The 26,145-nt window shown below is 64.9% G+C and carries 28 protein-coding genes; 27 read left to right on the top strand and 1 reads right to left on the bottom strand.

From position 1 onward, the window contains the following. Nucleotides 1–189: 189 nt before the first annotated feature. The 27 genes from fliF (at nt 190) to PI93_RS22725 (ending at nt 23,720) form a co-directional block, all read left to right on the top strand. Nucleotides 190–1,830, top strand: a complete 1,641-nt coding sequence (gene fliF / locus PI93_RS22855; protein ID WP_052240774.1) for a flagellar basal-body MS-ring/collar protein FliF — start codon at nt 190–192, stop codon at nt 1,828–1,830. Further along, complete coding sequence (locus PI93_RS22850; RefSeq protein WP_039372195.1) at nt 1,814–2,833, top strand: FliG C-terminal domain-containing protein; 1,020 nt, start codon at nt 1,814–1,816, stop codon at nt 2,831–2,833. The genes fliF and PI93_RS22850 overlap by 17 nt, the downstream gene beginning before the upstream one ends. Then, nucleotides 2,830–3,555: a FliH/SctL family protein gene (locus PI93_RS22845; RefSeq protein WP_039372192.1), complete on the top strand. Its 726-nt coding sequence runs from the start codon at nt 2,830–2,832 to the stop codon at nt 3,553–3,555. Before PI93_RS22850 ends, PI93_RS22845 begins: the two co-directional genes overlap by 4 nt. Next, nucleotides 3,552–4,835 (top strand): FliI/YscN family ATPase, encoded by a 1,284-nt coding sequence (locus PI93_RS22840; RefSeq protein WP_039372191.1) that lies wholly within the window; start codon nt 3,552–3,554, stop codon nt 4,833–4,835. Before PI93_RS22845 ends, PI93_RS22840 begins: the two co-directional genes overlap by 4 nt. A gap of 38 nt (nt 4,836–4,873) precedes the next feature. Further along, nucleotides 4,874–5,425, top strand: a complete 552-nt coding sequence (locus PI93_RS22835; RefSeq protein ID WP_144400227.1) for a flagellar export protein FliJ — start codon at nt 4,874–4,876, stop codon at nt 5,423–5,425. After that, complete coding sequence (gene fliD / locus PI93_RS22830; protein WP_039372187.1) at nt 5,413–6,837, top strand: flagellar filament capping protein FliD; 1,425 nt, start codon at nt 5,413–5,415, stop codon at nt 6,835–6,837. Before PI93_RS22835 ends, fliD begins: the two co-directional genes overlap by 13 nt. Nucleotides 6,838–6,872: 35 nt before the next feature. Continuing rightward, entirely contained in the window at nt 6,873–7,250 is a 378-nt protein-coding gene (fliS, locus tag PI93_RS22825) for a flagellar export chaperone FliS (RefSeq protein ID WP_039372185.1), read from the top strand. Next, a complete protein-coding gene (locus PI93_RS22820; RefSeq protein ID WP_039372182.1) occupies nt 7,243–7,551 on the top strand; it encodes a hypothetical protein in 309 nt (102 codons plus the stop codon). The genes fliS and PI93_RS22820 overlap by 8 nt, the downstream gene beginning before the upstream one ends. Then, on the top strand, nt 7,541–8,785 hold the full coding sequence (locus PI93_RS22815) for a flagellar hook-length control protein FliK (protein WP_039372180.1): 1,245 nt from the start codon (nt 7,541–7,543) through the stop codon (nt 8,783–8,785). Before PI93_RS22820 ends, PI93_RS22815 begins: the two co-directional genes overlap by 11 nt. Further along, nucleotides 8,782–9,711 (top strand): FliA/WhiG family RNA polymerase sigma factor, encoded by a 930-nt coding sequence (locus tag PI93_RS22810; protein ID WP_201278414.1) that lies wholly within the window; start codon nt 8,782–8,784, stop codon nt 9,709–9,711. The genes PI93_RS22815 and PI93_RS22810 overlap by 4 nt, the downstream gene beginning before the upstream one ends. Then, on the top strand, nt 9,708–10,580 hold the full coding sequence (locus tag PI93_RS22805; protein WP_052240773.1) for a motility-associated protein: 873 nt from the start codon (nt 9,708–9,710) through the stop codon (nt 10,578–10,580). Before PI93_RS22810 ends, PI93_RS22805 begins: the two co-directional genes overlap by 4 nt. Then, the gene (locus tag PI93_RS22800) at nt 10,577–11,470 is read left to right on the top strand and encodes an OmpA family protein (RefSeq protein ID WP_052240772.1); all 894 of its coding nucleotides are present in this window, start codon (nt 10,577–10,579) and stop codon (nt 11,468–11,470) included. Before PI93_RS22805 ends, PI93_RS22800 begins: the two co-directional genes overlap by 4 nt. 18 nt (nt 11,471–11,488) lie before the next feature. Beyond that, complete coding sequence (gene flgM, locus PI93_RS22795; protein ID WP_039372178.1) at nt 11,489–11,785, top strand: flagellar biosynthesis anti-sigma factor FlgM; 297 nt, start codon at nt 11,489–11,491, stop codon at nt 11,783–11,785. Further along, nucleotides 11,782–12,228 carry a flagellar export chaperone FlgN gene (flgN, locus tag PI93_RS22790; RefSeq protein WP_039372176.1) on the top strand — a complete coding sequence of 149 codons (447 nt, stop codon included), beginning with the start codon at nt 11,782–11,784 and terminating at the stop codon, nt 12,226–12,228. The genes flgM and flgN overlap by 4 nt, the downstream gene beginning before the upstream one ends. Before the next feature lie 213 nt (nt 12,229–12,441). After that, a complete protein-coding gene (gene flgB / locus PI93_RS22785; protein WP_039372173.1) occupies nt 12,442–12,828 on the top strand; it encodes a flagellar basal body rod protein FlgB in 387 nt (128 codons plus the stop codon). Nucleotides 12,829–12,830: 2 nt separating this feature from the next. After that, nucleotides 12,831–13,241 (top strand): flagellar basal body rod protein FlgC, encoded by a 411-nt coding sequence (gene flgC, locus PI93_RS22780; RefSeq protein WP_039372171.1) that lies wholly within the window; start codon nt 12,831–12,833, stop codon nt 13,239–13,241. Then, a complete protein-coding gene (locus PI93_RS22775) occupies nt 13,238–13,960 on the top strand; it encodes a flagellar hook assembly protein FlgD (RefSeq protein ID WP_052240771.1) in 723 nt (240 codons plus the stop codon). The genes flgC and PI93_RS22775 overlap by 4 nt, the downstream gene beginning before the upstream one ends. Further along, nucleotides 13,957–15,063, top strand: coding sequence for a flagellar hook protein FlgE (locus PI93_RS22770; protein ID WP_039372169.1), 1,107 nt, complete (start codon nt 13,957–13,959; stop codon nt 15,061–15,063). The genes PI93_RS22775 and PI93_RS22770 overlap by 4 nt, the downstream gene beginning before the upstream one ends. A gap of 4 nt (nt 15,064–15,067) precedes the next feature. Beyond that, nucleotides 15,068–15,799 (top strand): flagellar basal body rod protein FlgF, encoded by a 732-nt coding sequence (locus tag PI93_RS22765; RefSeq protein ID WP_039372166.1) that lies wholly within the window; start codon nt 15,068–15,070, stop codon nt 15,797–15,799. 35 nt (nt 15,800–15,834) lie between these two features. Continuing rightward, the gene (gene flgG, locus PI93_RS22760; RefSeq protein WP_039372163.1) at nt 15,835–16,623 is read left to right on the top strand and encodes a flagellar basal-body rod protein FlgG; all 789 of its coding nucleotides are present in this window, start codon (nt 15,835–15,837) and stop codon (nt 16,621–16,623) included. 15 nt (nt 16,624–16,638) lie between these two features. After that, on the top strand, nt 16,639–17,343 hold the full coding sequence (gene flgH, locus PI93_RS22755) for a flagellar basal body L-ring protein FlgH (protein WP_080759265.1): 705 nt from the start codon (nt 16,639–16,641) through the stop codon (nt 17,341–17,343). 13 nt (nt 17,344–17,356) lie between these two features. Beyond that, on the top strand, nt 17,357–18,517 hold the full coding sequence (locus tag PI93_RS22750) for a flagellar basal body P-ring protein FlgI (RefSeq protein ID WP_052240770.1): 1,161 nt from the start codon (nt 17,357–17,359) through the stop codon (nt 18,515–18,517). A gap of 8 nt (nt 18,518–18,525) precedes the next feature. Then, nucleotides 18,526–18,855 (top strand): hypothetical protein, encoded by a 330-nt coding sequence (locus PI93_RS22745; protein ID WP_052240769.1) that lies wholly within the window; start codon nt 18,526–18,528, stop codon nt 18,853–18,855. Between the two features lie 37 nt (nt 18,856–18,892). Beyond that, nucleotides 18,893–20,227, top strand: a complete 1,335-nt coding sequence (locus tag PI93_RS22740) for a FlgK family flagellar hook-associated protein (RefSeq protein WP_039372161.1) — start codon at nt 18,893–18,895, stop codon at nt 20,225–20,227. A 30-nt stretch (nt 20,228–20,257) separates the two neighbouring features. Further along, on the top strand, nt 20,258–21,148 hold the full coding sequence (locus PI93_RS22735) for a hypothetical protein (protein ID WP_039372158.1): 891 nt from the start codon (nt 20,258–20,260) through the stop codon (nt 21,146–21,148). A gap of 47 nt (nt 21,149–21,195) precedes the next feature. Next, a complete protein-coding gene (locus PI93_RS22730) occupies nt 21,196–22,341 on the top strand; it encodes a hypothetical protein (RefSeq protein ID WP_039372155.1) in 1,146 nt (381 codons plus the stop codon). 161 nt (nt 22,342–22,502) lie between these two features. Further along, nucleotides 22,503–23,720 carry a flagellin N-terminal helical domain-containing protein gene (locus tag PI93_RS22725; RefSeq protein ID WP_039372153.1) on the top strand — a complete coding sequence of 406 codons (1,218 nt, stop codon included), beginning with the start codon at nt 22,503–22,505 and terminating at the stop codon, nt 23,718–23,720. 346 nt (nt 23,721–24,066) lie between these two features. Here the strand turns inward: PI93_RS22725 and PI93_RS22720 are convergent, their stop codons facing one another. After that, a complete protein-coding gene (locus PI93_RS22720; RefSeq protein ID WP_039372151.1) occupies nt 24,067–26,145 on the bottom strand; it encodes a flagellar biosynthesis protein FlhA in 2,079 nt (692 codons plus the stop codon).

Here is a 26,145-nt window from a genome sequence, read left to right as displayed (position 1 = left end):
TCCGGCCAACGTACAGCCAATGCCCAAAGACTACGCAGATTTTCGTTAATTCGCGGATTCGTTGTCACCATGTGCTCCTTCAAATGGATACCCGACGCGTGAGTCTTATGCGTCACGCCTTAGACGAGCCCCCGCATCGGATTGCGATCCGGAGGCTCAACAGCGAGGCAAGTGAATCGACATATGGGAATGGACAACATCTTTCGTGCGCTGGGCAGCGCTGGAACGCGATCGCGTGAGCGATGGCTGAAGTGGCGTGCCCAGCCATCGGGCTTTGCCGGACAACTGCGCAGTGCGTTGCCGCTCGTCGTGGCCGCCGGTGCCATCACCGCGGCCACGCTCGCCTGGTATTCGCACGACACGGGCTACGCGCCGCTGTTCGGGCAGAACCAGCGCATTCCGATCGCGCAGGCCACCGGCGTGCTCGAAGCGGAGCAGATCCCGTTTCGCATGCATCCGGACACTGGCGCAATCCTCGTGCCGCACGACCGGCTCGGCCGCGCACGTCTCGCGCTGGCCGCCAAGGGCGTAACGCCGGAGCTGCCGCCGGGACTGGAACTGGTCGATCGCGACGAGCGCCTGGGAGTGCGTCAGTTCGTACAGGACGTGCGTTTTCGTCGCGGTCTGGAAGGCGAACTCGCGCGCACCGTCATGTCGATCGACGCGGTCGATGCCGCGCGTGTGCACATTGCTCTTGCGCCGCAGACGTCCTTCGTCACGCATACCAAGGCATCGGCCAGCGCGTCGGTGCTGATTTCAGTGCGCCCCGGGCAAAAGCTCGCGCCGCAGCAGGTCAGCGCGATTGTCAAGCTCGTGGCCGGCAGTGTGAACGGGCTGGCGGCGGAGAACGTCTCCGTCGTCGATCAGCACGGCACGCCGCTCACCGCGAATCTCGATCTCGACGATGCGACATACGGCAACGTGGAAGCCCGAACGCGCTCGCGTGACGAAGCGCTTCGCAACGTGCGGGGTCTGCTCGACGGCATTCTCGGCGCCGATCGCTACCGCGCGAGCGTGAGCATCGATCTGGACGAGGATCTGGTGTCCAACACCACCGAGGCGCTCGGTGCCGATCCCCGTGTCATGCAGGAAGCCGTGCGCGAAGCGCGCGACGACGACGCTGTCGTGGGCGGTGTGCCGGGCGCGATGGCGAATCGTCCCGTCGACGCGGCACCGATCCTCGGGGGCGAAGGCGCGGCGATGCGCACCACGTCGTCCACGCGTCAGTTCGCCTATGACCGCTCGATCACGCAGACCAAGCGTCATCGTCCGCGCGTTCGCCAGATGCATGTGGCGGTCATGGTGGATTCACAGGCAGCACCGGGTGGCAACGGCTGGACCGTCGACACCCTCGCCGAGCTGGAGCGTGCGTTACGGGCGAGCGCAGGCATTCAGATCGACCGTGGCGACACGCTGGTGGTGAGTGCCATGCCGTTCGTGGCCACCGATGGCGTCATGACGTTCGATACACAGGACACCGCTGCCGCGGGGCTTGGGCTCACCGATACGCAAAGACAATACGCCGCGATGGCCGCCGCAGCGGCGCTGTTGATCGCGTTGATCACCTGGGTGGCGCTGGCTCGTCGTGGTCGCCGGCGCAAGGAGGCCGCGCGCGTTGCCGAGGCCGAAGCGCGCGAACGTAGCCGCCGCGACGCCGAGAGTGCGGCTCAGCAGGCTGCCTTGCCGGCCTTCGCCAACGACATGCCGCCCGACTCGGACGCTTCGTTCGACACGAAGCTCGGACGCCTGACAACACTGGCTGACGGCGAACCCGAGCGGGTCGCCCAGATCATCAAACAATGGATCGGTTCGCATGCCTCTGCCCGCTGATAACTCCACTCTGACCGAAATCAATGGCGTTGATCGCGCCGCCGTCCTGTTGCTCTGCATGGGGGAGAAGGCTGCCGCCGGTGTGATGGCCCAGTTGGCCCCCAATGAGCTTCTGCGCGTGGCCCATGCCATGTCGCGCGCCGGTAGCGTGAAGAAGCACGACGTGCATGCCATCGTCGACCAGTTCCTCGAAGCCAGCACGCAGCATGGCGGCGCGAATGCCGCCCCGCGTGCCTATCTGGAGCGCTCGCTGGCTGCCGCGCTCGGGGAAGGTATCGCGAGCAACGTGCTCGACGGCATTTATGGCGATCGGATTCGCCCCAAGCTCGCGCGTCTTCAGTGGGTGAGCGTGACGCGACTGGCCGACGTGCTCTCGCGCGAACATCACCGTATGCAGGCGTTGCTGCTCGCTTATCTGCCCGCCGATCTGGGGGGGCAATTGCTTCGCGCGCTCCCCGAATCGCAGCAGGAAGCGCTGCTCCTGGAGACGGCGCAGCTCAAACGCGTCGATCGCGAATTGCTGGCCGATCTCGAAGTGATTGCCGATCGCTGTCTCGCGGGGTTGTCTGCGGAGAGCACCGATGTGCCTGGCACTCGGCTGGCTGCTCAGATCATGGGCCATGTGCCCGACGAACAGAAACGCCTGATGGATGCGCTGCGTGCGCATGACGCGTCTCTGGCGGAATCCGTCGAAGCGAGCATGTATGGCTTCGACATCCTTGCCTATCAGGCGCCGGAAGTCATCGATCTGGCGGTGGCCGAAGTGCCGACCGAATTGTGGGCCGTCGCGCTCAAGGGGACCGACGCCCGTATGCGGCAGGTCGTGCGCGAGCGCATGTCCCGCCTTCAGGAGGACGCGCTTACGCAGGCGATGCAGCGTCTGGGCGCCATGTCGGCAGCACGCGTCGAAGCGGCGCGCGACGAGATCATGACCCTGCTGCGCACACGAGCGCGCGAGGCCGACATGCTTTTGCGCCTTGCCGACGGTGAGGTACTCGAATGAAGCCGCACCGGTTTGGCACGAAGTCCGATGTCGCAGCTCAACGCGGCTGGTTACCGGTTCAGCCGGACGTCGACACCTTGCGGGCTCAGGCCTATGCGCAAGGGATGACCGATGGCGCCGCGAACATGCGTGAGCTCGTCTGGCAGGAGGCTTTCGATGCCGGACGTGCGGATGGCGAGCAGGCGGCCGAGGCGCGTTTGCAGGCGTCGCACGCCCAGCGCATGCATGACGAGCAGGAAGCCATGCGGCTCCCGCTCGCGGCACTCCAGGCGGCCCGGGAACAAGTGCACGCCCGGCTGGCAGCGGCTGCCATCGATGTGTTGAGCGATGTGGCGACGCGCGCCGTCGGCGCCATCGTGCAGCGCGAATTGCACACGGCGCCTGCCGACATCGCCGGCATCGTTGCGCGTCTGCTCGCGCAGGTGGGCGGGAGCGACGATGCGGTCACCGTTCATGTCAGCCCCGAAGATGCCCGGGCACTGAGCGCCCGTGTCGGCAGCGAATCGGCGCACGCGCACGGTGCGCATCCGGGCTGGCGCATTGCCGCCGATCCGTCGTTGGCTCGCGGGGATTGCCGCGTCGAGGTCGACGGCCTCTGGTACGACGCGGGGTGCGAAGGCCGTGAAGCGGCCGCCCAGACGATCATCCGTCGGCGTCTCGGAGAATGGGTGGATGCCTCGGCAAACGCCACGGTTCCTGCCGCGATGCCGGAGTCACGATGATGCACGACGAGATCGCACTCGCGACCCCGATGGCATTCGTCACGCGAGCCAATGGCGCGGTACTCGAGGCGCGTGGGCAGCGTTTTTCGCTGGGACAAACGTGCCGTGTCGAAACTGCCGCAGGCCGGTGGACCGAGGCCGAGGTCGTCGGGTTCGCCAACGGCGCGTTGCAGCTTTTGACGTATTCGGCGGTGACCGACATTGTGCCCGGCGCACGTGTGTTGCCGGGAACGGCGACGCCAGCGCTGCGCATCGGGCTGGCGTGGCTCGGCCGCGTGGTCGACGCCTTTGGCCTTCCCCTTGATGGGAAAGGTGCGTTGCGTGGCGATGCATGGCTCGACACGCGCTGCTCGCCGCCGGCACCGCTGGATCGCCGCGCCATCACCGAGCCGCTGCCGGTGGGCGTGCGCGCCATCGACGGCCTGCTCAGTCTGGGCAAAGGGCAGCGCGTGGGACTCTTTGCCGGCAGCGGCGTCGGCAAGAGCGTATTGCTGGGCATGATGACCCGGCATACCAGCGCACAGATCGTGGTGGTCGGCATGATCGGCGAGCGTGGCCGGGAGGTGGGCGAGTTCGTCAGCGAGACGCTCGGACAGGCGGGACTCGCGAAGGCCATCGTGGTGGCGGCGCCCGCCGACGCACCGCCCGCGCAGCGCATGAAGGCCACGGAGTTGTGCCACGCCATTGCCGCCCATTTTCGCGATGCAGGGCACGACGTGCTGTTGCTCGTCGACTCGCTCACGCGCTACGCGATGGCGTGCCGAGAGGTCGCGCTCTCGCTTGGCGAAGCGCCGGCCGCGCGCGGCTACCCGGTCTCCGTGTTTGCACGCTTGCCGCGACTGGTCGAGTGCGCGGGCAATGGCGCAGGCACGGGCAGCCTCAGCGCAATCTACACGGTGCTGGCCGAGGGCGACGATTTGCAAGACCCGGTGGTGGACACCGCCCGCGCGGTGCTGGACGGGCACATCGTGCTGTCGCGTGAATTGGCCGACGCCGGGCATTATCCGGCGATCGACGTCGGCGCATCGGTGAGTCGATGCATGACGCAAGCGGTCGGCGCGCGGCACGCCAACGCCGCGCGCGCGTTCAAAGCGCAGTGGCATGCATATCAGCAGGTTCGCGAGTTGATGCCGCTCGGTGCCTACGTGCCGGGCGCTCACGCCGAGACCGACCGCGCCGTCTCCCGACATCCGCTCATGCTCGACTTTCTGCGTCAGCGCGACGGTGAGACCCACACGCCGCAGGGCCTGTGCGAACGGCTGGAGGCGCTATGTCGATGACGCCAGGAACGCCGCGCGCCCTGCATGCGTTGCTGTCGATGCGCGAGCGTGAGCTTGCGCTCGCGCAGCACGACGGACGCCAGCTCGCCGAGCGGCAAGTGCGGCTTGCACGCAATGTCGACCAGCTAACACGGCTGTATCGCGCGGTGTCGATCAACGGCAGGCGAGCCAATGCCTACAGTTTTCAGAATCGCGCCGATTACAAACGCGCGCTCGTGCAGATGATCGAGACGCAGCAGGCGCCGATGGCGCAATTGGCTCGCTCACAGACGGTCGCGGCGCAAGCCGTGCGCGATGCGCAGCGTCGGCGTGAAGGTGTCGCGACGCTTGTCACCCGTCACGAGGTGGCGGTGAAGCAGGCACGGAACAAGCGAGAGCAGCAGGCGCAGGTCGCCCAGGCCTTGGAGGTCTGGCAGCGAGGCGTGTCGTCACGCGAGGCGCATGGCGCCGTTGGCGATATCGGAGCAATTGGGGAAATCGCCCCGCGGGTTTGCGTTGACAAAGCATGCACGGCGGTCGCTTGGGTCGGGAAAACGCATTCCGCGTCTCGCACATCACCCGAACCAGGAGCTTTGCCATGCTGCAAGTGAAAAACCGTATCGACGAAATGGCCGCCGAAATCGCCCAGAGAAAGATGGGGGCGGAGTTCGGGCGTCTGGGTAAGGACAAGGCTGGCGCCGAAGCCCGTCAGAAAGGCGTGGCAACGCTCAAGGAAGTTCTCGGCAATTTCGAGAAGCAACTCCGGCGCATCGGCGACAGCGCGGACCTGCATCAGCACAAAGCGACGTTGTCGAGCGATTCGGTGTTCTCGGTCAAGCTGGAGAAGGGCGCGCAGCAGCTCGATTTCGACGTGCACGTTCAGCAGCTCGCGACCGTGCATCAGGTGCAGATCATGAACGTGGCGGCGCTGGCAGGTGGCAACGTGAAACTGGCTGGCGGCGCTAACCCGATTGCACTGGACACCTCAGGGCTCGATCTGACGACGGCCGAAGGGGTTCGGGACCTTGCGAGACGAATCAACGCCGATTCGGCTTTGAAGGACGTCGTTCGCGCCGATCTTCGACATGTGCCGGGACAGCCGACACCGTACTTGCTGCTGAGCGCGACGACATCAGGCACTGAGGCGACGTTCGACTTGCAGTCGTCGTCCGGTACGGATCTCGGCGCGTCGAACGCGACCGTGCTCGCGCAAGGGCAGAACGCCGTCGTGCGAATCGGCAACGCAGGGGCCGAGGAGTCCTATGCCAGCAACGACATCACGCTATTTACCGGCGTGACGCTCTCGCTGAAGAAGGCCAACGCCGCTGGCGAAACCACGCGTGTGTCAGTCACCCCCGACATGGAGGGCACGGCCGCAAACATGCGCGCCCTCGTACAGGCCTACGACGCCGTGCGCAAGCAACTGCGTGAACTGATGGACCCGGGCACGCCGGGTGCGTCGATATCGCCCGATAGCGAAGAGAAAAGCGACGTCAAACCGGCCGGGGCTTTTTATGCCGATGCCGGCGTGCGGGCCTTGTTGCGCGATCTCGAACGCAACTTCGAGCGGCCCGTGACGATCGACGGCAAGACCTTCGACCCGACCCAGTTCGGTGTGAAGCGAAACGCCGACGGGTCCGTCACCTTCGATCAGAAGCGCTTCGAGGCGGCGTATGCCGGCGACAAGGCACTGCTGGCGCAGTGGTTCGGCGAGACCGCCGACGTGATGAAGCGCGACACCAGTACCGATCTGGACAAACAGCCGGCAGGCATGCGCCTTGCCGTGCGGATTCGTGAATGGACCGACGAGATCACCGGGGTGCTCAAGCACCGCACGGATACCGACGAGGTTGCCACACAGCGGCTTGCCGCGAAAGAAGACCAGCTCAGGGCGCGTTTTCTGGCGCTTGTGGCGCGCTACACCGACGAACTCGCTCGTGCCGAGCAGGTTCAGCAACAAATGAAAGAGACACGCGGCTTTGTCGACGCGCTCTTCCGTGGGTCGCGCAAGTCCGACGACTGACGCGCGACGCCATCTTTCAGGGAGTCAATCCAATCATGACCTACCAGCAATACCATGCGTCCGACCTCGATGCGCGCATCGCCGGTGCAACACCGTTGCAGCTCATGCTGATCCTTCTGGATGGGCTGCTCGACGAACTGGCCCGCGTGCGCGGACACATCGAACACTCACGTCACGATGCGCGACTGCGTAGCGTGACCAAATGCCTGAACCTGCTCAACGGGCTGGCGTCGCATATCGACGTGGCCGACGGCCCGGGCGTCACGCAGCCGCTCACGACCGTGTACGACTTCTGCATGCGAGGGGTTGCGCAGGCCAGTGTGGAACTCGATCTTGCCAAGCTCGACGAGGTCGTAGCAGTCATCACGCAGCTCACGCAGGGCTGGCGAGCGTTGGAGACGCGGCGTGGCTAATACGGCTGACGCGGCGACCTTTCGAGCGCTGGCGCGAGATCTGCGACGGTATTCCGCCGCGCGTGAGTGGGACTTGTTGCAAGCCACCGACGCCTTGTTCCGGCGGGCGTGGCGACTCGCACCTGCGCCCGCTGCACGCGACGCTTCGCTCGCGCAAGCCATGGCGGATGCGCGGGTGGCGCACGAGCAAGCCTACGCGCTAAGCCAGCGAGCGACGTCGGAAGCTCGCAGACGTCTGGCAGGACTGGGGCATTGGCGCGACGGCGCGCTCGGCTATCTGAGGATGCACGATGATCGTTGAAATCACACGTCTCATGACGCCCGGCAGCGCGGACTCGTTGGCGCCGGTCGCGGACGGTGCGCTGCCCGACGGGTTTGCGCAGACGCTGGCCGATGCCGGCATCGACACGGCGCTCGGCGATTTTGCCGCGTCACTCGATCGTTCGACGGGGCAAGTGCCTGATTTTTCTGGGCAAGACACCGAGCGCGAGGCAGGTCTCGTCGCCCCGGCGCAGGCGCCGGAAACGCAGGCGCTGGCGCATCCCGATGTGGCAACGTTCACAGGCTTGCCCGCGATAGCGGTCAAGCCGGCGGTCGCGCCGGGTGACGACGGTTTGCTGGCGGCAGACGACGCCGCATCTCTACCGCACGACGTTCCGGTCTTGCCGGGTGTAGTCATGCCCGTCGCCGATGACCTGGCGTTTGCCACACAAGATCGGCCTGCGGCGGGCGACGAATCGCTGCGCGATACGGTGGCGCCGCATATCGCGACGTTGCTCGCTGCGCATGAGCACAGGATGCGCGGTGCGCTCGGCAGTCAGGTGTCGGCACCAGATGGCCAGCCACAGGCCGGGGACGTCGATACGTCGGTGTCCTCGCCAGCCGCTGCGGTGCGCGCTTCCGCAGCCGTGGCGTCGGCGTCGCTCGTGTTGCCACCTCTCGGTCCGGTGACGCCGTCGTTGGCGACGCGCCAGATGGCAACGGAGCCCGCATCGCAAGGTGTGGCATCCATCGATAACGGGGCGACGCCAGCCCTACGCACGCCGTTTGCGCCGGTGACCTTCGGCAACGCCTATGCGGGCGAGCCGTCCGCGCCCACGGTGTCGAGCGGGTCCGTGAGTGCAAACGTCGCCGCTGGCGATGACACGGCGGTGGCCCGGGCACTGTCCGAGCGGGTGCACACGATGACGCAGAAGGGTGTCCACGAGGCTCGCCTGCGCCTGACGCCCGCCGAGTTGGGCGACATCGCCATCGTGGTTCGCAAGTCGCCCATGCAGTTGAGCGTGAGCTTGCAGGTGGCGCGCCCCGAGGCGTTGAGCCTGGTGCAGGGGACGGCGGCGCTGTTACGCGACATGCTTTCCCAGCGTCACCCGGGCGAGGTGCAGGTGAGCGTCGCGGGCATGCCTTCCTATAGCGGCGACGGTGCATCGGGCAACGCACGCGAGCGGCAGTCGCGCGATGACTCGTCCGGCGAGGCCGACCCGGGGCTGGCTCTGGGAGACGCTGCGCGCGAGCGCAAGGCGTTCCGGCTATGAACACATTGATGTACGGCCCCGTTGTGTACCGCCGGGGCGAGAAGCAGGGCGACAAGCGGAGCGAGAAGCGGGGCAGCGCACCCGAGGCGAAACTTGCGCAGGGCATGAACGCGACGATGCACTCGCATGACGCGAAGCCTGTCGCCGCGACGAAGGGGCCGTCGTCGCCCGGATGGCAATCGTTGCCGGTGGCCGAGGAACAGGCGCACGTTCTGCGGCTGATGCCTGTGATTGCGCGCATCGTGCGCTCGCTGGCACCGCAGACCAGTGTGACGATTGCGCAGGAAGACATGACGCAGATCGCCCTGATCGCTGCGCTCGATGCGGTTCGACGCTACGGGCCGCCCGACGAACGCTTTACCGCTTACGCAGCCACGCGCATTCGCGGTGCCGTGCTGGATGAACTTCGGCGGCTGGACTGGCGCCCGCGCACGTTGCGGCAGGCATCGCACAAGCGTCGCGACGCCGAGCGCGAGCTGACCCGCTCGCTCGGTCGCGCACCGACGCGCGAGGAGTTGAGCGCACACGCCGGCATGGACGACACCTCGCTCGAAGCGGCCGAGATGGCCGGATACGCCGAGAGCATCGCGAGCTTCGACCAGATGCTGGACGAAGGAGGCCTGGTGGCCAACGAGGCGCTTGTCGAGCGGCGCAGTCCGGAATCTCTGGTCGCCACGCGGCAGAGTCTGACGCGAGCACTCGACGCGCTCGACGAGCGGGAGCAACACGTCGTACAGCTTTACTACGAGTTCGACATGAATCTTGAAGAGATTGGCGAAGTGCTGGGCGTGACCCGTGCTCGCATCTGCCAGATCCATCAGGCAGCGCTCGGAAAGATGAAAGTCGCCCTGCAAGACGCAGAGCGAGGCAGCTCACAGGCTGCCCGTACACCACGACCGAAATGTGAGACGAGGCAAGGGAAATGAAATTATTGATGCTTGGGGCTGCCGTGATCGCGGGCAGCGTGTTCGGCATGTTCTGGCTCAATGGCGGCCAGTTCGAGACTGTCTTTCATCTGAACGAACTCGTGCTGGTGATCGGCACCGCGCTGGGGGCGTTTCTCGTCGGCAATACGGCACGCGTGCTGGGCGACCTGCGCGCCGTGGTGGCTGCCGCAATGCGCCGCCGCCGTCATGGCGAAGCGTTCGAGCAGGAATTGCTCACGCTGACCTACTCGCTGCTTCAAACTTCGTCGCGTGACGGCGTTCGCGCACTCGATGCACACCTTGACGATCCGTCGCGCAGCGCCATCTTCCAGCGCAGCCGTCACGTGCTGGCCAACACGAGGCTGGTCGACTTCACGGTCGATGCGCTGCGTGTGGCGGCCCTGAGCAAAGGCTCGCGCAGTGAACTCGACAGCTTGCTGGCAATGGAGATCGAGAGCCGGGAGCGTCGCATGATGCAGCCGGTGCAGGCGCTGCACAAACTGGGCGAGTCGATGCCGGGCTTCGGCATCATCGCGGCGGTGCTTGGTCTGGTGCTCGCGATGTACGACATCGGTGCCGGTGCGGCAACGGCCACGATCACGCGTCAGGTGGCCGTGGCGATGGTCGGCACGTTCTTCGGTGTTTTCGCCTGCTATGCCGTGATCAGCCCGCTGGCGAACCGTCTGTCGCAGTCGGTTGCTGTGGAAATGACCGGCTTCGAATGCGTGCACGCGGCATTGATCGCGTTCCTGAGCGGCAAGACACCGCTACTTTCGGCCGACGCGGGCCGTCGCATGTTGCAGTACGGCGCGTTGCCAAGTTTCAGCGCGCTTGAAGGGTGGGTGCGCAACGTCGAGGATGGGCGATGAGCACGCGTCGATCGCGCGCCGCGCACGAGGAGCATAGCGGCGCCTGGAAGGTGGCGTTTGCCGATTTGTGTCTGGTGCTCATGTGTCTGTTCGTCGTGATGTGGATGCTGGAGCGGCGGGTCTTCGAGGAGCCGGCACCGTCCAGCTCGCAGACGTCCAGCCAGCAGCAGCCCTCATGGACGGCGTCGTCGTCCACGAGCGTTTCGCCGTCCGACGCCCGGCATGCCGCGAACGAGACGGCCGACGAATTGCCTCACGGGCAGTTCGAGTCGCCGGCCGATCTGGCGCGTCTGGCCGATGCCGTGCAGCAACTCGGCGAGATGGCGAAGCTCTCGGACCACGTGAGCACAACCATCACGCCCGACGGGTTGCGTGTGCGACTGGCCGACTCCGACGAGCGAGGCATGTTCGAGCGGGGCAGCGCCACGCCGTCGCCGGGCGCTCGCGCATTGCTCTCGCGTATCGGCGGGTTGCTGGCGAACGTCGAGAACTCGCTGATGATCGTGGGGCATACCGACGCCGTGCGATATCGCACCACGGCGGCCGATGGCTATACGAACTGGCACCTGTCGTCGGAACGAGCACTCGCGGCGCGCACCGCACTGGTTGCCGGAGGGTTGGAACTCGATCGCGTGCTGATGGCGGTCGGCATGGCAGACCACGCGCCGTTGCGGGTGGACGATCCGGTCGCGGCGGCCAACCGACGCATCGAATTCGTGGTGCTCACGAAGGCGAGGGCGACACAACTGTCTCAGATGTTCGGTGCGCCGCAGGCCGGCGAGATGGTGCTTTCCGGCCAGAACCCGGCGTCGGATGCCGCCGCGATCGCCACGCTCCCGGCGCGCTTAACAAATGACGGCGACCGGTCGCCTGATTCGAGTGAACCGTAATTTCCAAGGACACCTCTCATGCCCAAGATCGACTCGATTGCCAATGTCACGCCCATCGACGCCGCGCGCATGCGCCTGACGGCAGGGCAGTCGAAGCCGCAGGCGAAGGCGAATGCCGCAGAGGGCGCCGTTCGCGCGATGCCGACGAGCGCCAGCGAATGGATCGCCGGCACGCGTGCCGCCATCGATGCCATCCCCCGTATCGATACCGCCAAGGTCGCCCGCATCAAGGCAATGCTGGCGAGCGGCGAACTGGCTTTCGACAGCGAGCGCGTGGCGAACGGGATTCTCGCGCATCACGGGATGCTGCGTTGAGCGCCGAGCTTCAGCGTCTTCGCGGTGAGTGCGTGGCACGTATCGTGGCCGACGTCGATGCCGATCTCGGGGACTATCGTCTGCTGATCGATACCCTTGACGGACTGCATCGCGCACTTGTCGACGAACAACTCGATGCACTCGGGCGCGCACACGATCGCGCCGTGCAATTGGTCAGCCGTTTGCAGATCCGCGCACGTCGCCGCGTCCAGTCTCTGGAGCGGGCGTTCGGCGAGGCGTCGGCCAACACCATGGCGCCCGTCCTGCAATGGCTGGACGCCCCCGCGCGTCAGACTTTCTCCGCGCGCTGGCAGGCACTTCAGGCGAGCGCGGCACGCTGCAAAGCGAGCAATGCCCGCAATCTGCAAGACATCGGCACGCGCCTTCAGGCACTCGATGTCGTGCTGTCCCCCGTCTCGGCAACTTACTCGCCGCAGCGCTGACCTCCCTGCCTGTGCGCGTCGTGCATCTCGACCGACGACTTGCGTAGGGTAACGCCCCTGTCAATCGAAAAAATCTACGCAACCAACGTCATTTGCCCAAAGCGGGGCAAGTCCTTTGGGAAACATGTCAATTTCCATCGCTTTTGGGCCGCTTTTCGATAGTTATGCCGACAATGGCTGCAGTCGATATCAGTGATCCACGGAGGCGGAGTTTTGCAGACATTTTTTTCTCAGGCGCTTGGCGTTCACGCTGCGGCTTTGCGCGCGAGGGAGGAACGCACGCGTGTGCTTGCGGCCAATCTCGCGAACGAGGCAACGCCGGGTTATCAGGCACGCGACCTCGACTTCGGAGCGCGCGTGCAGCGGCATCTGGACGCCGGCATGGCACCGCTCGGCAGCGTCGATGCATTCCATGCGAGCGAGTCGTCGGACGCCTTGCGTTATCGCGTGCCGATGCAGGCGCGTGCCGACGGCAACACCGTGGAGCTCGGTATCGAGCAGGCGCTTTTTGCACAGAACCTGTCTGACTGGCAGGCAAGTCTTTCCTTTCTGAACCGGCGTCTTGCCGGGTTGCAGAAGGTCATCGACGGAGGCCGTTGACGATGAGCTTCAGAGAAATTGCGGGAATCGCCGGTTCGGCGATGGCCGCGCAAACGATTCGATTGAACACCGTGGCGAGCAATCTGGCGAACGCCAGCGCCGTATCGGGCGACGCCGAGACCGCATATCGCGCGCGCAAGCCGGTGTTCGCCACCGTGCTTGGAGAAGCACAGGGTGCGCAACACGTGCAGGTCATCGATATCTACGAGAGCGAGGATTTGCCGCGCGTCGCCTACGAACCCGGCAATCCGGTCGCCGACGCCGACGGCAATGTCTTCTATGCGAACGTGAATGCAATCGAGGAGATGACGGACATGCTCGATGCGTCGCGGGCGTTTCAAACCAATCTGGAAGTGCTGGCCCGTGTGCGTACGGCGCAGCAGGAACTGTTACGACTTGGAGAGCGCGGATGACGCTGCCTATTGGAAGTATTGGAAACACTGGAAACCACGCCGGCGCACTGAGCGCGCCGGCGAATACCGCTGCCGCACCGGCATCCGCAGGCGACGCCGGCGACGACATCCGCATGATGTTCACGAAGTTGCTGGTCGCGCAGATTCGCCATCAGGACCCGCTCAATCCGACCGATCCGGCGCAGTTCGTCGCACAGCTCACGCAACTCAGCCAGACCGAAACCATGCAGCAGGTCAGCCAGCGCATGCTGACGCAGACCAAGGTGCTCTCCGGTCTGCAGGGCTATACGCTGGGTAACCATGTCGGCCGGGAGGTGAGTGTGGAGACGCCCGGCATCGATCGTGTGAGCGGCCGAGGGGTTCGGGGCAGCGTCGACCTGCCGGTGGGCAGCGAGGGTGCCGAGATCGTGCTCACGAGCCACGACGGCAAGACGGTTCGCAAGCCGCTGCCGGTGTCTGCCGGGCGGACGGAATTCCACATCGACGACGCGTGGTTCACCGAGCACAACCTCGGCGCAGGCCGGTTCGATATTCACGTTCAATCGGGCACGACCAAGCTGCCGGTTCGCATCGCGGGGCGTGTCGAGCGCGTGCATCTCGACGGTGCCGGCGCGCAGATCGACGTGACGGGCGTGGGGAGCCGCATCGACGCGGCAAACATCAAAGAATTGTCGGCCAGTGCGCCCCCGGGCGCGGCCAAGCATGGGAGTGCAGCATGAGTTTCGATATTGCCCTGTCGGGCATCAACGCCATCAACAAGTCGCTTGAGACCATTTCGCAGAACATCTCCAACGTGGAGACGAATGGCTACAAGTCGGGGCGAACCAACTTCGAGTCGGCAATGGCCGAGGCGCAGCCTGCCGGCGTGAAAGTCAGCGGCACGCGCTATTCGGTCGGTGCCAACGGCAGCCTGCGTAGCTCCGGCGATCGTCTGCATCAGGCGATTCAAGGGGGTGGGTTCTTCATCCTCAAAGAGACGAACGGGCAGCGAGTCTATTCGCGTGTGGGCGATTTCGAAGTCGACAAGGACAACAAACTGGTCGACGGAAGCGGTCGCAACGTGCAGGGCTTTGCGCAAGGTCAGGCCAACGTGTCGGATGTCACGATCGACAAGAGTCCGGTGGGGGCGTTGCCGAGCACGGCGATCAACGTGACCGGGCGTTTGCCGAACCCGCTGCCGAGCACGGCGGGACGCCTCGGTGAGATCTCGGTCACCTTCCGCGACGGCAGCGGCGAACTGGCGGTGAGAAACCTCCAGTTCAACATGGTGGCGGGTTCGCCGGCTTCGCTGGAAATCTCAGAGATTGATGGGGCAAGTTCCGTCATCTTGGGTGTGCTCAATCCGACAACGATGCAATTGACCGGTCCCACAGGGAACGGCACGCTCCCGAACCTCGATTTCAGCGGCATGCGCTTCCAGGCGGGTGGGTTCGACGCGACCGCCACCGAAGTCGGTGGCCGTGAAGCGGGCAGCTTTGTTCGTGCGCGCATCGACAAGGACGGCTCGGTGGTCGCGGAGTACAGCAACGGCACGAGCAGCACGCAATACCAACTCGCTCTGGGCGAGTTCGCCAATGCGGGCGGTCTGGTTCCCGTGGACGGCACGGTCTGGCGCGAAACGGGCGATTCCGGCGTCGCGCAACTGCGTCGTCCTGGCGAGGGCGCCGCAGGGGTGCTCGTGAGCGGTTCGCTCGAAGGCTCGAACGTCAATGTGACGGACGAACTGGTGAACCTGATGTCCGCACAGCGTAACTATCAGGCAAACACGAAAGTCATCTCGACGCAGAACGAGATGATGCGCAACCTGATGCAGTCGATCTGACGCGATGGACGCCCTGATCTATACGGCCATGTCGGGCGCGCAGCGCGCGCACGATGCCCAGCGCACAGTGGCGCACAACCTGGCCAACACCACGACGACTGGCTTTCGAGCGTCGCTGGCTGTGGCGCAGGCCAACGCCTTGCCCGGTCCCGGATTGGGCTCGCGCCACTACGCGGTTCAGGCACCTGCCGGTCTCGATACTACGCCCGGCGTGCTCGAGCCGACGGGGCGCGCGCTCGACGTGGCCATCGATGGTGATGGCTATCTCGCGCTCGCGGCGCTTCCCGAAGACGGTGCAGACGCCGTCTACTCGCGTGGCGGCTCGCTCATGCTCGATGGCGACGGCACGTTGCTGTTGCATGGCCGCCCGGTGCTGGGCGAGGGCGGTCCCATCGTGGTACCGCCGCATCGCGAACTCGACATCGGTGCCGACGGCACAGTCTCCGTCGTGCTCGAAGGGTCGACCGATCTGGTGCCGGTAGGCACGCTGCGACGCGTACTTGCCATGCCGGGCGATATGCGCAGCACTGGCGGTGGTCTGCTCGTGAGCGACGCCGGCACGCTGCCCGGCGACGACGTCATGCTGCGCGGCGCGCACCTCGAAGCGAGCAACGTTTCGGCTGTCGGCGCCATGGTGCAGAGCATGAACGCGAGCCGCGACTTCGAGATGCAGATGCGTGTCCTCAAGATCGCCGACGACATGGCAGAAGGCGGCAATCGCCTCGTGCGTGGCTAAACCGCGTTCATTCCCCCTATTCCTATCGAGATGTCATGAATCCCGCACTTCTCATCGCCCGCACGGCGGTTCACGCGCAAGACGCGCAGTTGCAGTCCATTGCCAACAATCTGGCCAATGTGAACACCACCGGCTTCAAGCGCGATCGTCTTGCGTTCGAAGACACGTTTTACCGCGCCATCCGTCCGGCAGGTGCGCGCACGCAGGGCGACGCGACATTGCCCGGTGGCATGTACTTCGGTACCGGCGTGCGGCTCGCCGGCACGCAGAAGCAGTTCGTCAACGGGGCGGAACAAGACACCCAGAACGAACTCGACGTCGCCATTACCGGGCGCGGCTTTCTGCAGGTCGAGATGCCCGATGGCGAGACCGCGTACACCCGTGCCGGCAATCTCCGGCTCGACTCGGACGGACGGTTGGTGACGCAGGCCGGGCACCCGCTCGTGGGCGATATCGTTGTGCCCCCGGGCGCGCGCGATCTGACGATCAGCGCCGACGGCGACATCAGCGCGCTGGAGGACGGCGACACCGCGCCGACATCGCTCGGCCGCCTGCAACTGGCCGACTTCGTGAACCCCTCCGGGCTGCGTCCGATGGGCAGCAACCTGTTCGCAGAGACGGCCGCGAGCGGTCCGGCTATCGAAGGCAACCCGGGAGAGGAAAATCTGGGTCTGTTGCGACAGAAGGCGCTGGAGGGCTCGAACGTCGTTGCCGTCGAAGAAATGGTGAACATGATTCAGGCGCAGCGTGCTTACGAAATGAGCACCAAAGTGCTGTCGGCCGCCGACAACATGATGCAAAGCCTCGCGCAGGTCGCGCGGTAACGGACGGAGATCATCATGACGGACGCGCTCCGCCTTCTACCGAACGATGCCCGCACGGCTTATCGTGGCGTGCGCGCGGCGGTCGTAGTCGCGCTGGCCGCCGTGCTCACGGGCTGCGCAGGCTATCTGCCGCCGCAGCTCGAAGAGAGTGACGACCTGCCTAGCGTGGCCGAAATGTCCTCGCAGGGACAGGCAGGCGGGCTCTTTTCATCCGGAAACGCGTTGTCGCTGACCTCGGATCAGCGTGCGTTCCGCTCGGGCGATGTGTTGACCATCGTGCTGCAAGAGCAGACACAGGCGAGCAAGCGCGCAGGCACACGGTTGGACAAGCGCAGCGACATGTCGATCGACGAGATCACGCTGATGGGCAAGTCCACCTTCGGTGATTCCGCGCTGGGTGCGCGACGCGGCTTTCGCGGCGATAGCTCGAGCACGGCGCAGAACACGCTGCGCGGCGCGATCACGGTCGTTGTGCATCGCGTGTTGCCCAGCGGGCTGTTACACGTGCGCGGCGAGAAGCGGCTGTTCCTGAATCAAGGCGAAGAAACCGTGCGCGTCGCGGGTTACGTGCGTGCCGGCGATATCGACACGACCAATCGCGTGTCGTCGCTGCGTGTGGCGAATGCCCGCATTCAGTACTTCGGTACCGGGGCGCTTGCAGACAGCAACAATCCCGGCTGGCTGACGCGCTTCTTCAACAGCCAGTTCGCGCCGCTCTGAGGGGGAGACTCATATGTTCGGAATTCCTGAGGCGCTCGGGCCGGTGTCCCGCCGGTTGGCCGCATTGTCGTTGTCGACGACGATTGTCGCCATCGCCGTGATCGCGGCGTTGGTCACGGCACCGGCCGGCCATGCACAGACCGTGCGCAACTACGTGAATGTGGAAGGCGTGCGAGATAACCAGCTTGTGGGCTACGGTCTGGTCGTAGGACTGCCCGGCACGGGCGACGGCCCGCGTTCGCGTCACTCCAGTCAGTCGCTCGCCAACCTGCTCAAGCAGTTCGGCGTGAGCATGCCCGACAACGTGCAACTGCGCTCGCGCAATGTCGCTGCGGTCATGGTCAGCGCGACCTATCCCTCCGGCTTTCTTCGGGGGCAGACCATCGACGTGACCGTGTCGTCGATGGGCGACGCGCGCAGCCTGCGCGGGGGAACATTGCTGTTGACTCAGCTTCGCGCCGTCGACGGCCAGACTTACGCGCTGGCGCAGGGCAATCTGGTCGTGAGCGCCATGCAGGCCGAGGGGCGCAGCGGCTCGCGTGTCCAGAAAAACACGCCGACTGCCGGCCGCGTGCCCAACGGGGCAACGATCGAGCAAGAGATTCCCGTGCCGGTCGGCGAGGGGGGCGCCATGCGTTTGAGCCTGAAACGCCCCGACTTTCAGTTGGCGGCGAATATCGCAGATGCCATCAACACCCGCTTTGGCGAGCGCGTGGCGCAGGCCATGAACGGCAGCACGGTCGAGGTGAGCGCGCCTGAAGACGCCGACGCCCGCGTGCGCTTTCTCGCCGACGTTCATTCGTTGCCAGTGCCGGGCGTCAACCGGGTGCCGCGTGCCGTGATCAACGCACGCTCGGGCACGGTGGTGATCTCGCAGGGCGTGACCGTGCGCCCGGTGGCGGTCTCGCATGGCTCGCTGCGGGTGACGGTGACCGAGTCGCCGGTCATCGCGCAACCCGCCCCCTTCTCGCGCGGACGTACCGCCGAGGTGCAACGCTCGAATATCGACGTGCAGGAGGACGGCATGGACATTCAGGTCTGGCCGGACGGCGTCGATCTGCAAACCATCGTCGACAGTCTGCGCCGTTCGGGGGCGACCCCCGACGACGTGATTGCGATCCTGCAAGCCCTGGACGAAGCTGGCGCGCTAAACGGCGAGCTGCATGTGATCTGAGATATCTGATGACGCCGATAACCCACCACTATTTACCGATTTCCGCGACCGGGTCGCCTGTGCAAGAGGCAGGCGCAGCACCGAAAGCCTCGGGGACAACGCTCGAGGCGGCCGCCGAACAGTTCGAAGCGATCTTTGTTGCACGCCTGCTTGGCGAGATGCGACGCGCGACACAGGCATTGCGCGACGACCGCGACGATGCCGCTGGGCTAGGCAAACGCGATCGCTCGACCGACGGTCTGCATGACTGGGCCGACACGCAGGTCGCGCAGGCGCTCGCGTCGCGGCGCGCGTTCGGCATTGCCGACACGATCATCCGGCAAATGGCGGGCCGCTGAGCGCGCCAGCTAACTCCGACACGACAGGCACTCCAACATGAACATGCTGAACATCGCCACGCAAGGCGTGAAAACTGCGCAGTCGCTGCTCGACAACGAGTCGCTCAACATCTCCCAGATGGGAAATTCGGCGTACACGCGCCGGAACGTGCGCGTGACGTCGCGCGCGGACGGCACGGTGCAGGCGCAGGAAGTTGTGCGCGTGGCCGGGCTGGAGCAGCGGCGTCAGTTGTGGCGTGCGGTGTCCGGTGCGAACGAGCTTGAGGTGCAGAAGCCGCACGCCGACGCGTTGCTCGTGCAACTGGGCGGGACCGACGTGGCGAGCGACCCGCTGGGGCTGCGCGACTTCGTCAAGGCGCTCGACCATGAGGCACAGACGGTCGGCGGCGATGTGCATGCCGACGAAGTCTTCGCCGCGCTGGGCCGCGTCGCCGAGCGCACCAATTCGATGTTCTCCGCGTTGGAACGCCTGCGCGGGAACCTCAACATGGTGCGCAGCGGGGATGCGGAGAAGGTCAATCGCCTCACGGCCACGGTGGCCGATCTGAATCGTTTGCATCGGCTTGCACCCGACGAGGCAGGCCGCCTTGCCATCGAGGACCAGCGCGATCAGGCATTGGGCGAACTGGCGACGTTTCTCGATGTGGACGTGCGGGAGGACAGCAGCGGCGCGTATCACGTGCTCACGCGTAGCGGGCATCCGCTCGTGCTGGGCAATCGTGCGGCGCAACTCGAAGCGCTGCCAGCGGGGGGCTACACGCTCGTGGCAGGGGCGTCGCGGGTGAGCGTGCCGGCGGATGGGCTGGGCGGTCGATTGGGAGGGCACGACGCATTTATCACGCGCGAGCTCGATCAGCGAATCGCAGACGTGACCGAAGTCGCCCGCACACTCGTCGAACAACTGAATCGTGCGCATGCCGACGACACGTCGTCTGGCTTTAGCGCTACGCCGCTGCTGTCGCTCGCTGTCGGCCCGAACGGTGTGCCGCGACTGGAGCGCACGCTCGCGACGGCTCAGGGGCTCGATCTGAACGCCGATAGCGCCAACGGCAACGGCAAGACGTTGCAGCGTCTGAAAGGGGCGATCCACGCGCCGGTATCGCTGCCGGGTCGCGTGAACACCACGCTCGTGGAAGCGATGAGTGCGCTGGCGGCGGATACCGGCCGTCGTGCCAGTGACATCGAGGCGGGCGGAACGTCTGCCCGTGCGGTGCTGGTGTCCGCACGCACGCAATTTCAAAAGCAGGCGGGCGTCGACGAGACGGAGTCGGGCGGCGCACTCATGTCCTATATGAAGCTCTACCGCGCGAACGCCCGGGTGGCGTCGGTCGCCAACGAATTATTCGATGCCACGCTGGCGATGGTGCGCTGATCTGCACCACCTCCGGGAAAGGAAACCACCATGCAAATTCATCATCATTTCAGCCGCTTCGAGCGCGAACACGTCCTGCGCGACATGAATGAACGGCTGGCGCGTATGACCGACCACGCGCGCGAAGAGAAGCGCGTACTGCGCGCCTCCGACGATCCCGTCGATTTCGAGCGCCTCGCGCGCATCGACCGGGAACAGCAGACCATCGCGCATCGCACGAAGATCGTCGCCAGCCTTGAGGCCGATCTCAAGCAAGCGAGTGTGAGCCTCAAGAATGCTTACGACCGACTTAGCGCCTTCAAGAACGAAGTGTCGTTGAAGTCGGACGCGTTGCAGGCCGGTGACGCGCAGGCCTCCGCAGACAAGATTCGCGAACTGATGACCGGTCTTGTTGGCGCGATCAACACGCGTCGCGCGGACGGCAGCTATCTGTTCGCCGGTAGCGGTGCACCCATCAGCGATACGGCCGTGCCGGGCGCGGCGACGAATTACGTATTGAGCGCTGCCACGCAAGCGCCGGCCTCCGTCGAGATCGGCGATGGGCTGGTCCATACGCAGGCGTCTCAGGTTTGGCAGGGCATGCCGGATCTGCTCAACCGTCTCGGGGCGGCGGCTGCCGCCCTGACAAATGCGGGGGCGGCACCGATCGCCGTGCTGCGTGATCTGGCCGATCCCGTTGACGATCTGGCGCGTCAGATTGCCGCCGTTCAATTCACGAACGACCACGCTGCGAAACGTCTTGATGCCGTGCGTCAGGACTATGTGTTGCAGGGCGAGGTGCTGACGAAGGCTCGCGTCGTCATTGAAGGAAAGAGTGCCACCGAGGCCTTGCCGGAACTGTTGGCCATGTATCGCCTCATTTCCGCTGCGCGCACTGCGCACGCTGAAGTGGGCAAGTTGTCTTTCTTCGATGTCGTCTAAGACGCTCCCCGTGGATTCGTACCGCATGACCCGACAGGATCTCGTTCATGGTCGATAGCATCCGTGAGATTCCCGGCAGCGCCGCGCTGGACGATGCACTGAGTTCGGCGCGCCTGAATCCCCGCCAGGGCGACGGGCCGACGGTCGGCGCGTCGTCGCGGGCGCCTTCGGGGGTCGATTCGACGAATGCGTCGACGCTCGCCACCGGGGGGGCGCGCGTCGGCGCGTCGGCCTGGCCGGCGGTGCGAGGCGCCGAGTCGTTCGACAAACAACGTGTCGCACAAGTCACCGAACTGATTTCGCAGCACGCGACGGCCAGCCGTGCGAGCGCCGGGGCGCAATGGTTGTCGACGCTGCATGCGTCGGCAACCGTGGCACTGACGTCGCTCTCGCGCTGGCAGGACGGCGACCCCGTCTCGCAGGCGCAGGCACGCCGGGCGCTCGACGCGCTTGGCGCGCAATGGCAAAGCCGCGAGCGCGCAAGTCTGGGCACCGTCGACGACCGTCTGCATTTCGATGCGCAGGGAAAGGCGCCGCGACGGTTCACCGTCGATGGCGTTGCGCCCGCGCAGTGGCGCGCGTCGAAAGCTGAGCAGATGACGCTTTTCCCGGCGGGGCCCTACAAGGCGGGGGTGGAGATCGATCTGGCGAACGCGGTATCGCAAGCCGGCTTGCGCCGTCGGACGACCCGGGCACTGGCGGCCTATGGCATTACGCTGGAGCCGCCTCCGCCCGAGCGCGGATGGGTGATGAGTGCGCCCGGCACCGCATGGCCGTCGCTGGCGTCGCGCTTCGCCGTTGCACAAACGAGTCAGGGCGTCGAGGGCCACCCGCAACGCGCCACGTTGCGTGATGCTCCCGATGCGATTGCACCGCAGACATGGCGTCTCGATAGCGCGAAGGCAATCGCAGAGACCCGCCGCGCATTGGCGTCGATGGTCAGAGCCATTCGCGCCTCCCATGCCGTGGCAAAGCACGCAGCGAGCACCTCGACGAAGGCTGTTGGACAAGCGGCGCTGGTCAGCCAGCGTGCTGTTGCAGACGACGCGGCGTTCGATATCGCGCTGGCATCGGCGAAGGCATGGACGTCGCGACTCGGCACGCAGCCCCCGTTTGTCGCGCTGACGCTGGCCATGCCGAAGGGCCTTCCTGTCACACGTGCGAACGTGCGCGCGTTGCTGGGCAACGTGTAAGCAAGCGTTGGGCGTTCGGCAAACGCGCTGTCGGGCCGAACATGCAGATGGGAAAAATCTCCGCCGCAAGGGATTAACAAAATTCGCGAAGGGACGCCTTAACACGGTGAGGCAGGCAATCCGGTCTGCCGAATAGCTCACCAGAACAAGGAGCCCTAGCAATGTTGACTCTGCATACCAACGTGGCGCAAATGTCGTCGCTGAACTCGCAACGCAGCACCGGCGGCAAGCTGAACGCCATCATGCGCGATCTCTCGACCGGCAAGAAAAACGACCTGTATAAGAACGATCCGGCTGCTGCCCGTATCTCGGCCATGCTGAACATGCACGCCAGCGGCACCAAGGCGGCGATCAGCAACATGAAGTACGCTCAGTCGAGCACCCGTGTTGCCCAAGGCGCGCTGGACAAGGCCAACGAACTGCTCGTGACCATGAAGGATCTGGCCACGCAAGCAAAGGACGGCCTGAAGGGCGACGCCGAGAAGGCCGCGCTGCAACAGCAATACACCAACAACGCACAGGCACTGCAAGCCATCTTCGAGAACACCACGTTCGCTGGTAAGAACCTGTTGAAGATGGAATTTGGTCAGTCGGCAACGGGCATTCTGGCTTCGGGCAAGATCGATCTGCAAGTCGGCGCGGGCGCTGCCGAAACGAAGACGCTGGACATCAGCGCCGACCTTCAGCAATTGTTCGCGAGCGTTGGCTCTGCGACCGGCGAGTTCGGTAAGCCCGTCGCGGCATTGGACGGCAGCTCCGAGATTTTCACCCTGGTGGGCGCTCAGAGTGCTGCAGCATTGGCGGCATCGATGGTGGACGACCTCAAAGGAAACTCGGAAATCGCAACGATTTTGTCGAAGGACCAGACCAGCGGTAACAATTGGGAATCCGTTTTGACGACCATTCTTACCGCAGAAGTCGCAAAAACGCCGAGCGATATCGGAACTCTGAAGTCGAGTCTCGATAATGCGTATAGAACGCTGGCCCGAGTGGGGGCTAACACGTTGACCACCGAGGAAAGTGGAAAGCTCTTTAGCGCGGTTGAAACCCTGTTGGTATCGAAGGTGCAGTCGTCTTCGACCCAACTGACCACGGCAAATGATGCAGAAAGCGCCATCACCAACCTCGAAGCCGCCATCGGTCAACTCGCCACCGTGCAAGCCAGCATCGGCGCTGCGATGATGGATCTGGACGGCCGTGAGGAAGTCCAGTCGACGCTGCTGCAAAACACGCGTGAAGCCAATTCGCGTCTGAACGAAGTGGACTTTGCCGAGTCGGTGTCGGAACTGACCAAGCTGCAAACGCAGATGAACGTGAACCTGCAAATGCTGCAAAAGGCCGGCGAAATGCCGGGCATGATCCAGATGCTGCTGCGCTAATCGCGCCGCACCGGCCGGTGAAGTCTTCCGGCCGGATAGTCTGGAAAGAAAGAGCCAACGGTTTTATGCCGTTGGCTCTTTTGCTTTATGCGCAGGAATGTTCAACCAAGGCCGCGTTCGAGAATGCCAATACCTGGCTCCTCCGTCCTTCCGGTCGACATCCTGCCGGAATGACAGCAGAGGTTGTGTGCGTGCGCCGTGTGGTCCGCCGGGAACGTGTTCTCGCGTGTGCATCAATGGATATTGATGACAGGCGGCGTTGCGCTCCGCACAAAAAAGCGCCAACGACGTGATGCCGTTGGCGCTTGAAGACTTTGGACTGGCCGCGCGTTTGCAAACGCCTTTGTCAGCCCAGGGTTCCGGCCACTTCGATCTCTTTCGTTTGCGGCACTTCGTTATACGAGAGCACATGCAACCCGCTCGCGAACATCCGCGCATAACGCGACAGCAGCGGGCGAAGTTGGGGCATGACGAGCAGCACCGGCGTGCGGCCCGTCTGCTTCATGTTTTCGCGGGCCTGCGGCATATGCGATTGCAATTGCTCAAGCAGTTGCGGGTCGAGCGGGAAGGCGTCGGCGGTCGACTTCCCGGCCTGTTGCGCCGCCGTGTAGGCGCCCAGCAGAAGGTTCTCCAGATCCGTCGTGAGCTGATAAACGTGCAGCGTCGGCTCGTCACCGATCAGCCCGTGCACCAGCCGTCGCTTGAGCGCACTGCGCGCTTCGGCGGCCAGCACCAATGGCTCCTTGCTCACGGCCGACGCGTTGACCAGCGCGGTCGCCAACACGTCGATATCCTGCAACGACACGGCCTCCGCGAGCAGCAGACGGATGACCGCCAGTTGCTGTTGATGCGTGAGCGCCTTGTCCAGCGCATCGGCGAGCGAAGGCGATAGCTCTCGCAACCGCTCACCCAGCGACGTCACATCCTGATAAGTGAACAGATCGGCCAGATGCGCCTTCATCGCCTCCTGGACATGCGTGGCGATGACCCCCGCCGGATCGACGATCTGGTAGCCCAGACCCAGCGCGTGGGCACGTTGCTCCGGTTCGATCCACACGACGGACATGCCAAACGACGGGTCGATGGCCGGCATGCCGTCGAGTTCGCCATAGCAGTCCGGCGCGGCAATGGCCATGAGGCGGTCGTGCGGCAGCGTCGCGCTCGCGACCCGCACGCCGCCCACGTCGATGGCATATTCGCTGGCGCCCAGTCCGAGGCCCGTGTCCAGCTTGACGGCAGGCACCACGAAGCCCATCGCTTGCGAGAGCGTTTGCCGCATGCCATATAGCCGCTGCACCAGCGGCGCCCCTTCGCGTTTGTCCACCAGCCCGACGATCTGATAACCGAGGCTGACCGTCACCGGCGAGACGAACGGCAGTTGCTGCCACGTGAGTGCGGGCGGCTCAAAGGCCGTCAGGGCTGCCTCGAGTGCCTCTGTGTCGTCCGCTTCGTCAGGGGCACGCCGCTGGCTCACGCGCCACGCAACGAATGCCATGACCGCCGCGAACGCCAGAAACGGCAGCGTCGGCATGCCCGGTATCACCGCCAGAATGAACATCAATACCGCCACGCTCGCGAGCACCGAGGGCGAGGCCAGCAACTGACTGCCGACCTGCTTCTCGAAGTCGCCCGCGTCGGAGACGCGCGTCACGATGATGGCGGCGGCCGACGAGAGCAGCAGGGCCGGGATCTGTGCGACCAGCCCGTCGCCGATGGTCAGCAGCGAGTACTGACGGAAGGCGTCGCCGGCACTCATGTCGTGCATCGTCACGCCGATGGCCGCACCCCCGATCAGATTGATGAGCAGGATCAGGATGCTGGCGATGGCGTCGCCACGCACGAACTTCGAAGCCCCATCCATCGCGCCGTAGAAATCGGCCTCCGAACTCACTTCGCGTCGGCGGGTCTGCGCGGCTTCCTGATTGATGAGCCCCGCGTTGAGGTCGGCATCGATGGCCATCTGCTTGCCGGGCAACGCGTCGAGTGTGAAGCGCGCCGAGACCTCGGAAATGCGCTCGGCTCCCTTTGTGACCACCACGAAGTTGATGATCATCAGGATCACGAACACCACGAGGCCCACGACGAAGTTGCCCCCGATGACCACGTTACCGAACGATTCGATGACGCTACCCGCCGCATGCGTGCCTTCGTTGCCGTTGAGCAGCACCACGCGCGTGGAGGCCACATTCAGCGTCAGACGCATGAGCGTCGTGGCGAGGATGACCGTCGGGAAGACGGAGAAGTCGAGCGGACGCCGCACTGACAGACTCACCAGAATCACGACCATCGAGAGCACGATGTTGAACGTGAAGAGCGTGTCGAGCAGCAGCGGCGGCAGCGGCAGGATCACCATCGCGAGGATGGCGAAGACGAGGAGCGGCGTCAGAAATTTGTGACGCCGAAGGTCGGTCAGTAGTCGGCTCAT

Source organism: Pandoraea fibrosis, assembly GCF_000807775.2.
GTDB classification, from domain to species: Bacteria; Pseudomonadota; Gammaproteobacteria; order Burkholderiales; family Burkholderiaceae; genus Pandoraea; species Pandoraea fibrosis.
This window is presented reverse-complemented; position numbering and strand designations above follow the sequence as displayed.

Coding starts and splice junctions, on each gene's coding strand:
- fliD (WP_039372187.1), top strand. CDS start 5,413: ATGCTGCAAGTGAAAAACCGTATCGACGAAATGGCCGCCGAAATCGCC.
- PI93_RS22725 (WP_039372153.1), top strand. CDS start 22,503: ATGTTGACTCTGCATACCAACGTGGCGCAAATGTCGTCGCTGAACTCG.
- PI93_RS22745 (WP_052240769.1), top strand. CDS start 18,526: ATGACGCCGATAACCCACCACTATTTACCGATTTCCGCGACCGGGTCG.
- PI93_RS22740 (WP_039372161.1), top strand. CDS start 18,893: ATGAACATGCTGAACATCGCCACGCAAGGCGTGAAAACTGCGCAGTCG.
- PI93_RS22835 (WP_144400227.1), top strand. CDS start 4,874: ATGCGCGAGCGTGAGCTTGCGCTCGCGCAGCACGACGGACGCCAGCTC.
- PI93_RS22775 (WP_052240771.1), top strand. CDS start 13,238: ATGACGCTGCCTATTGGAAGTATTGGAAACACTGGAAACCACGCCGGC.
- flgC (WP_039372171.1), top strand. CDS start 12,831: ATGAGCTTCAGAGAAATTGCGGGAATCGCCGGTTCGGCGATGGCCGCG.
- PI93_RS22805 (WP_052240773.1), top strand. CDS start 9,708: ATGAAATTATTGATGCTTGGGGCTGCCGTGATCGCGGGCAGCGTGTTC.
- fliF (WP_052240774.1), top strand. CDS start 190: ATGGACAACATCTTTCGTGCGCTGGGCAGCGCTGGAACGCGATCGCGT.
- PI93_RS22800 (WP_052240772.1), top strand. CDS start 10,577: ATGAGCACGCGTCGATCGCGCGCCGCGCACGAGGAGCATAGCGGCGCC.
- flgM (WP_039372178.1), top strand. CDS start 11,489: ATGCCCAAGATCGACTCGATTGCCAATGTCACGCCCATCGACGCCGCG.
- PI93_RS22765 (WP_039372166.1), top strand. CDS start 15,068: ATGGACGCCCTGATCTATACGGCCATGTCGGGCGCGCAGCGCGCGCAC.
- PI93_RS22815 (WP_039372180.1), top strand. CDS start 7,541: ATGATCGTTGAAATCACACGTCTCATGACGCCCGGCAGCGCGGACTCG.
- PI93_RS22810 (WP_201278414.1), top strand. CDS start 8,782: ATGAACACATTGATGTACGGCCCCGTTGTGTACCGCCGGGGCGAGAAG.
- PI93_RS22845 (WP_039372192.1), top strand. CDS start 2,830: ATGAAGCCGCACCGGTTTGGCACGAAGTCCGATGTCGCAGCTCAACGC.
- PI93_RS22730 (WP_039372155.1), top strand. CDS start 21,196: ATGGTCGATAGCATCCGTGAGATTCCCGGCAGCGCCGCGCTGGACGAT.
- PI93_RS22750 (WP_052240770.1), top strand. CDS start 17,357: ATGTTCGGAATTCCTGAGGCGCTCGGGCCGGTGTCCCGCCGGTTGGCC.
- flgG (WP_039372163.1), top strand. CDS start 15,835: ATGAATCCCGCACTTCTCATCGCCCGCACGGCGGTTCACGCGCAAGAC.
- PI93_RS22840 (WP_039372191.1), top strand. CDS start 3,552: ATGATGCACGACGAGATCGCACTCGCGACCCCGATGGCATTCGTCACG.
- PI93_RS22770 (WP_039372169.1), top strand. CDS start 13,957: ATGAGTTTCGATATTGCCCTGTCGGGCATCAACGCCATCAACAAGTCG.
- PI93_RS22735 (WP_039372158.1), top strand. CDS start 20,258: ATGCAAATTCATCATCATTTCAGCCGCTTCGAGCGCGAACACGTCCTG.
- PI93_RS22850 (WP_039372195.1), top strand. CDS start 1,814: ATGCCTCTGCCCGCTGATAACTCCACTCTGACCGAAATCAATGGCGTT.
- flgH (WP_080759265.1), top strand. CDS start 16,639: ATGACGGACGCGCTCCGCCTTCTACCGAACGATGCCCGCACGGCTTAT.
- fliS (WP_039372185.1), top strand. CDS start 6,873: ATGACCTACCAGCAATACCATGCGTCCGACCTCGATGCGCGCATCGCC.
- PI93_RS22720 (WP_039372151.1), bottom strand. CDS start 26,145: ATGAGCCGACTACTGACCGACCTTCGGCGTCACAAATTTCTGACGCCG.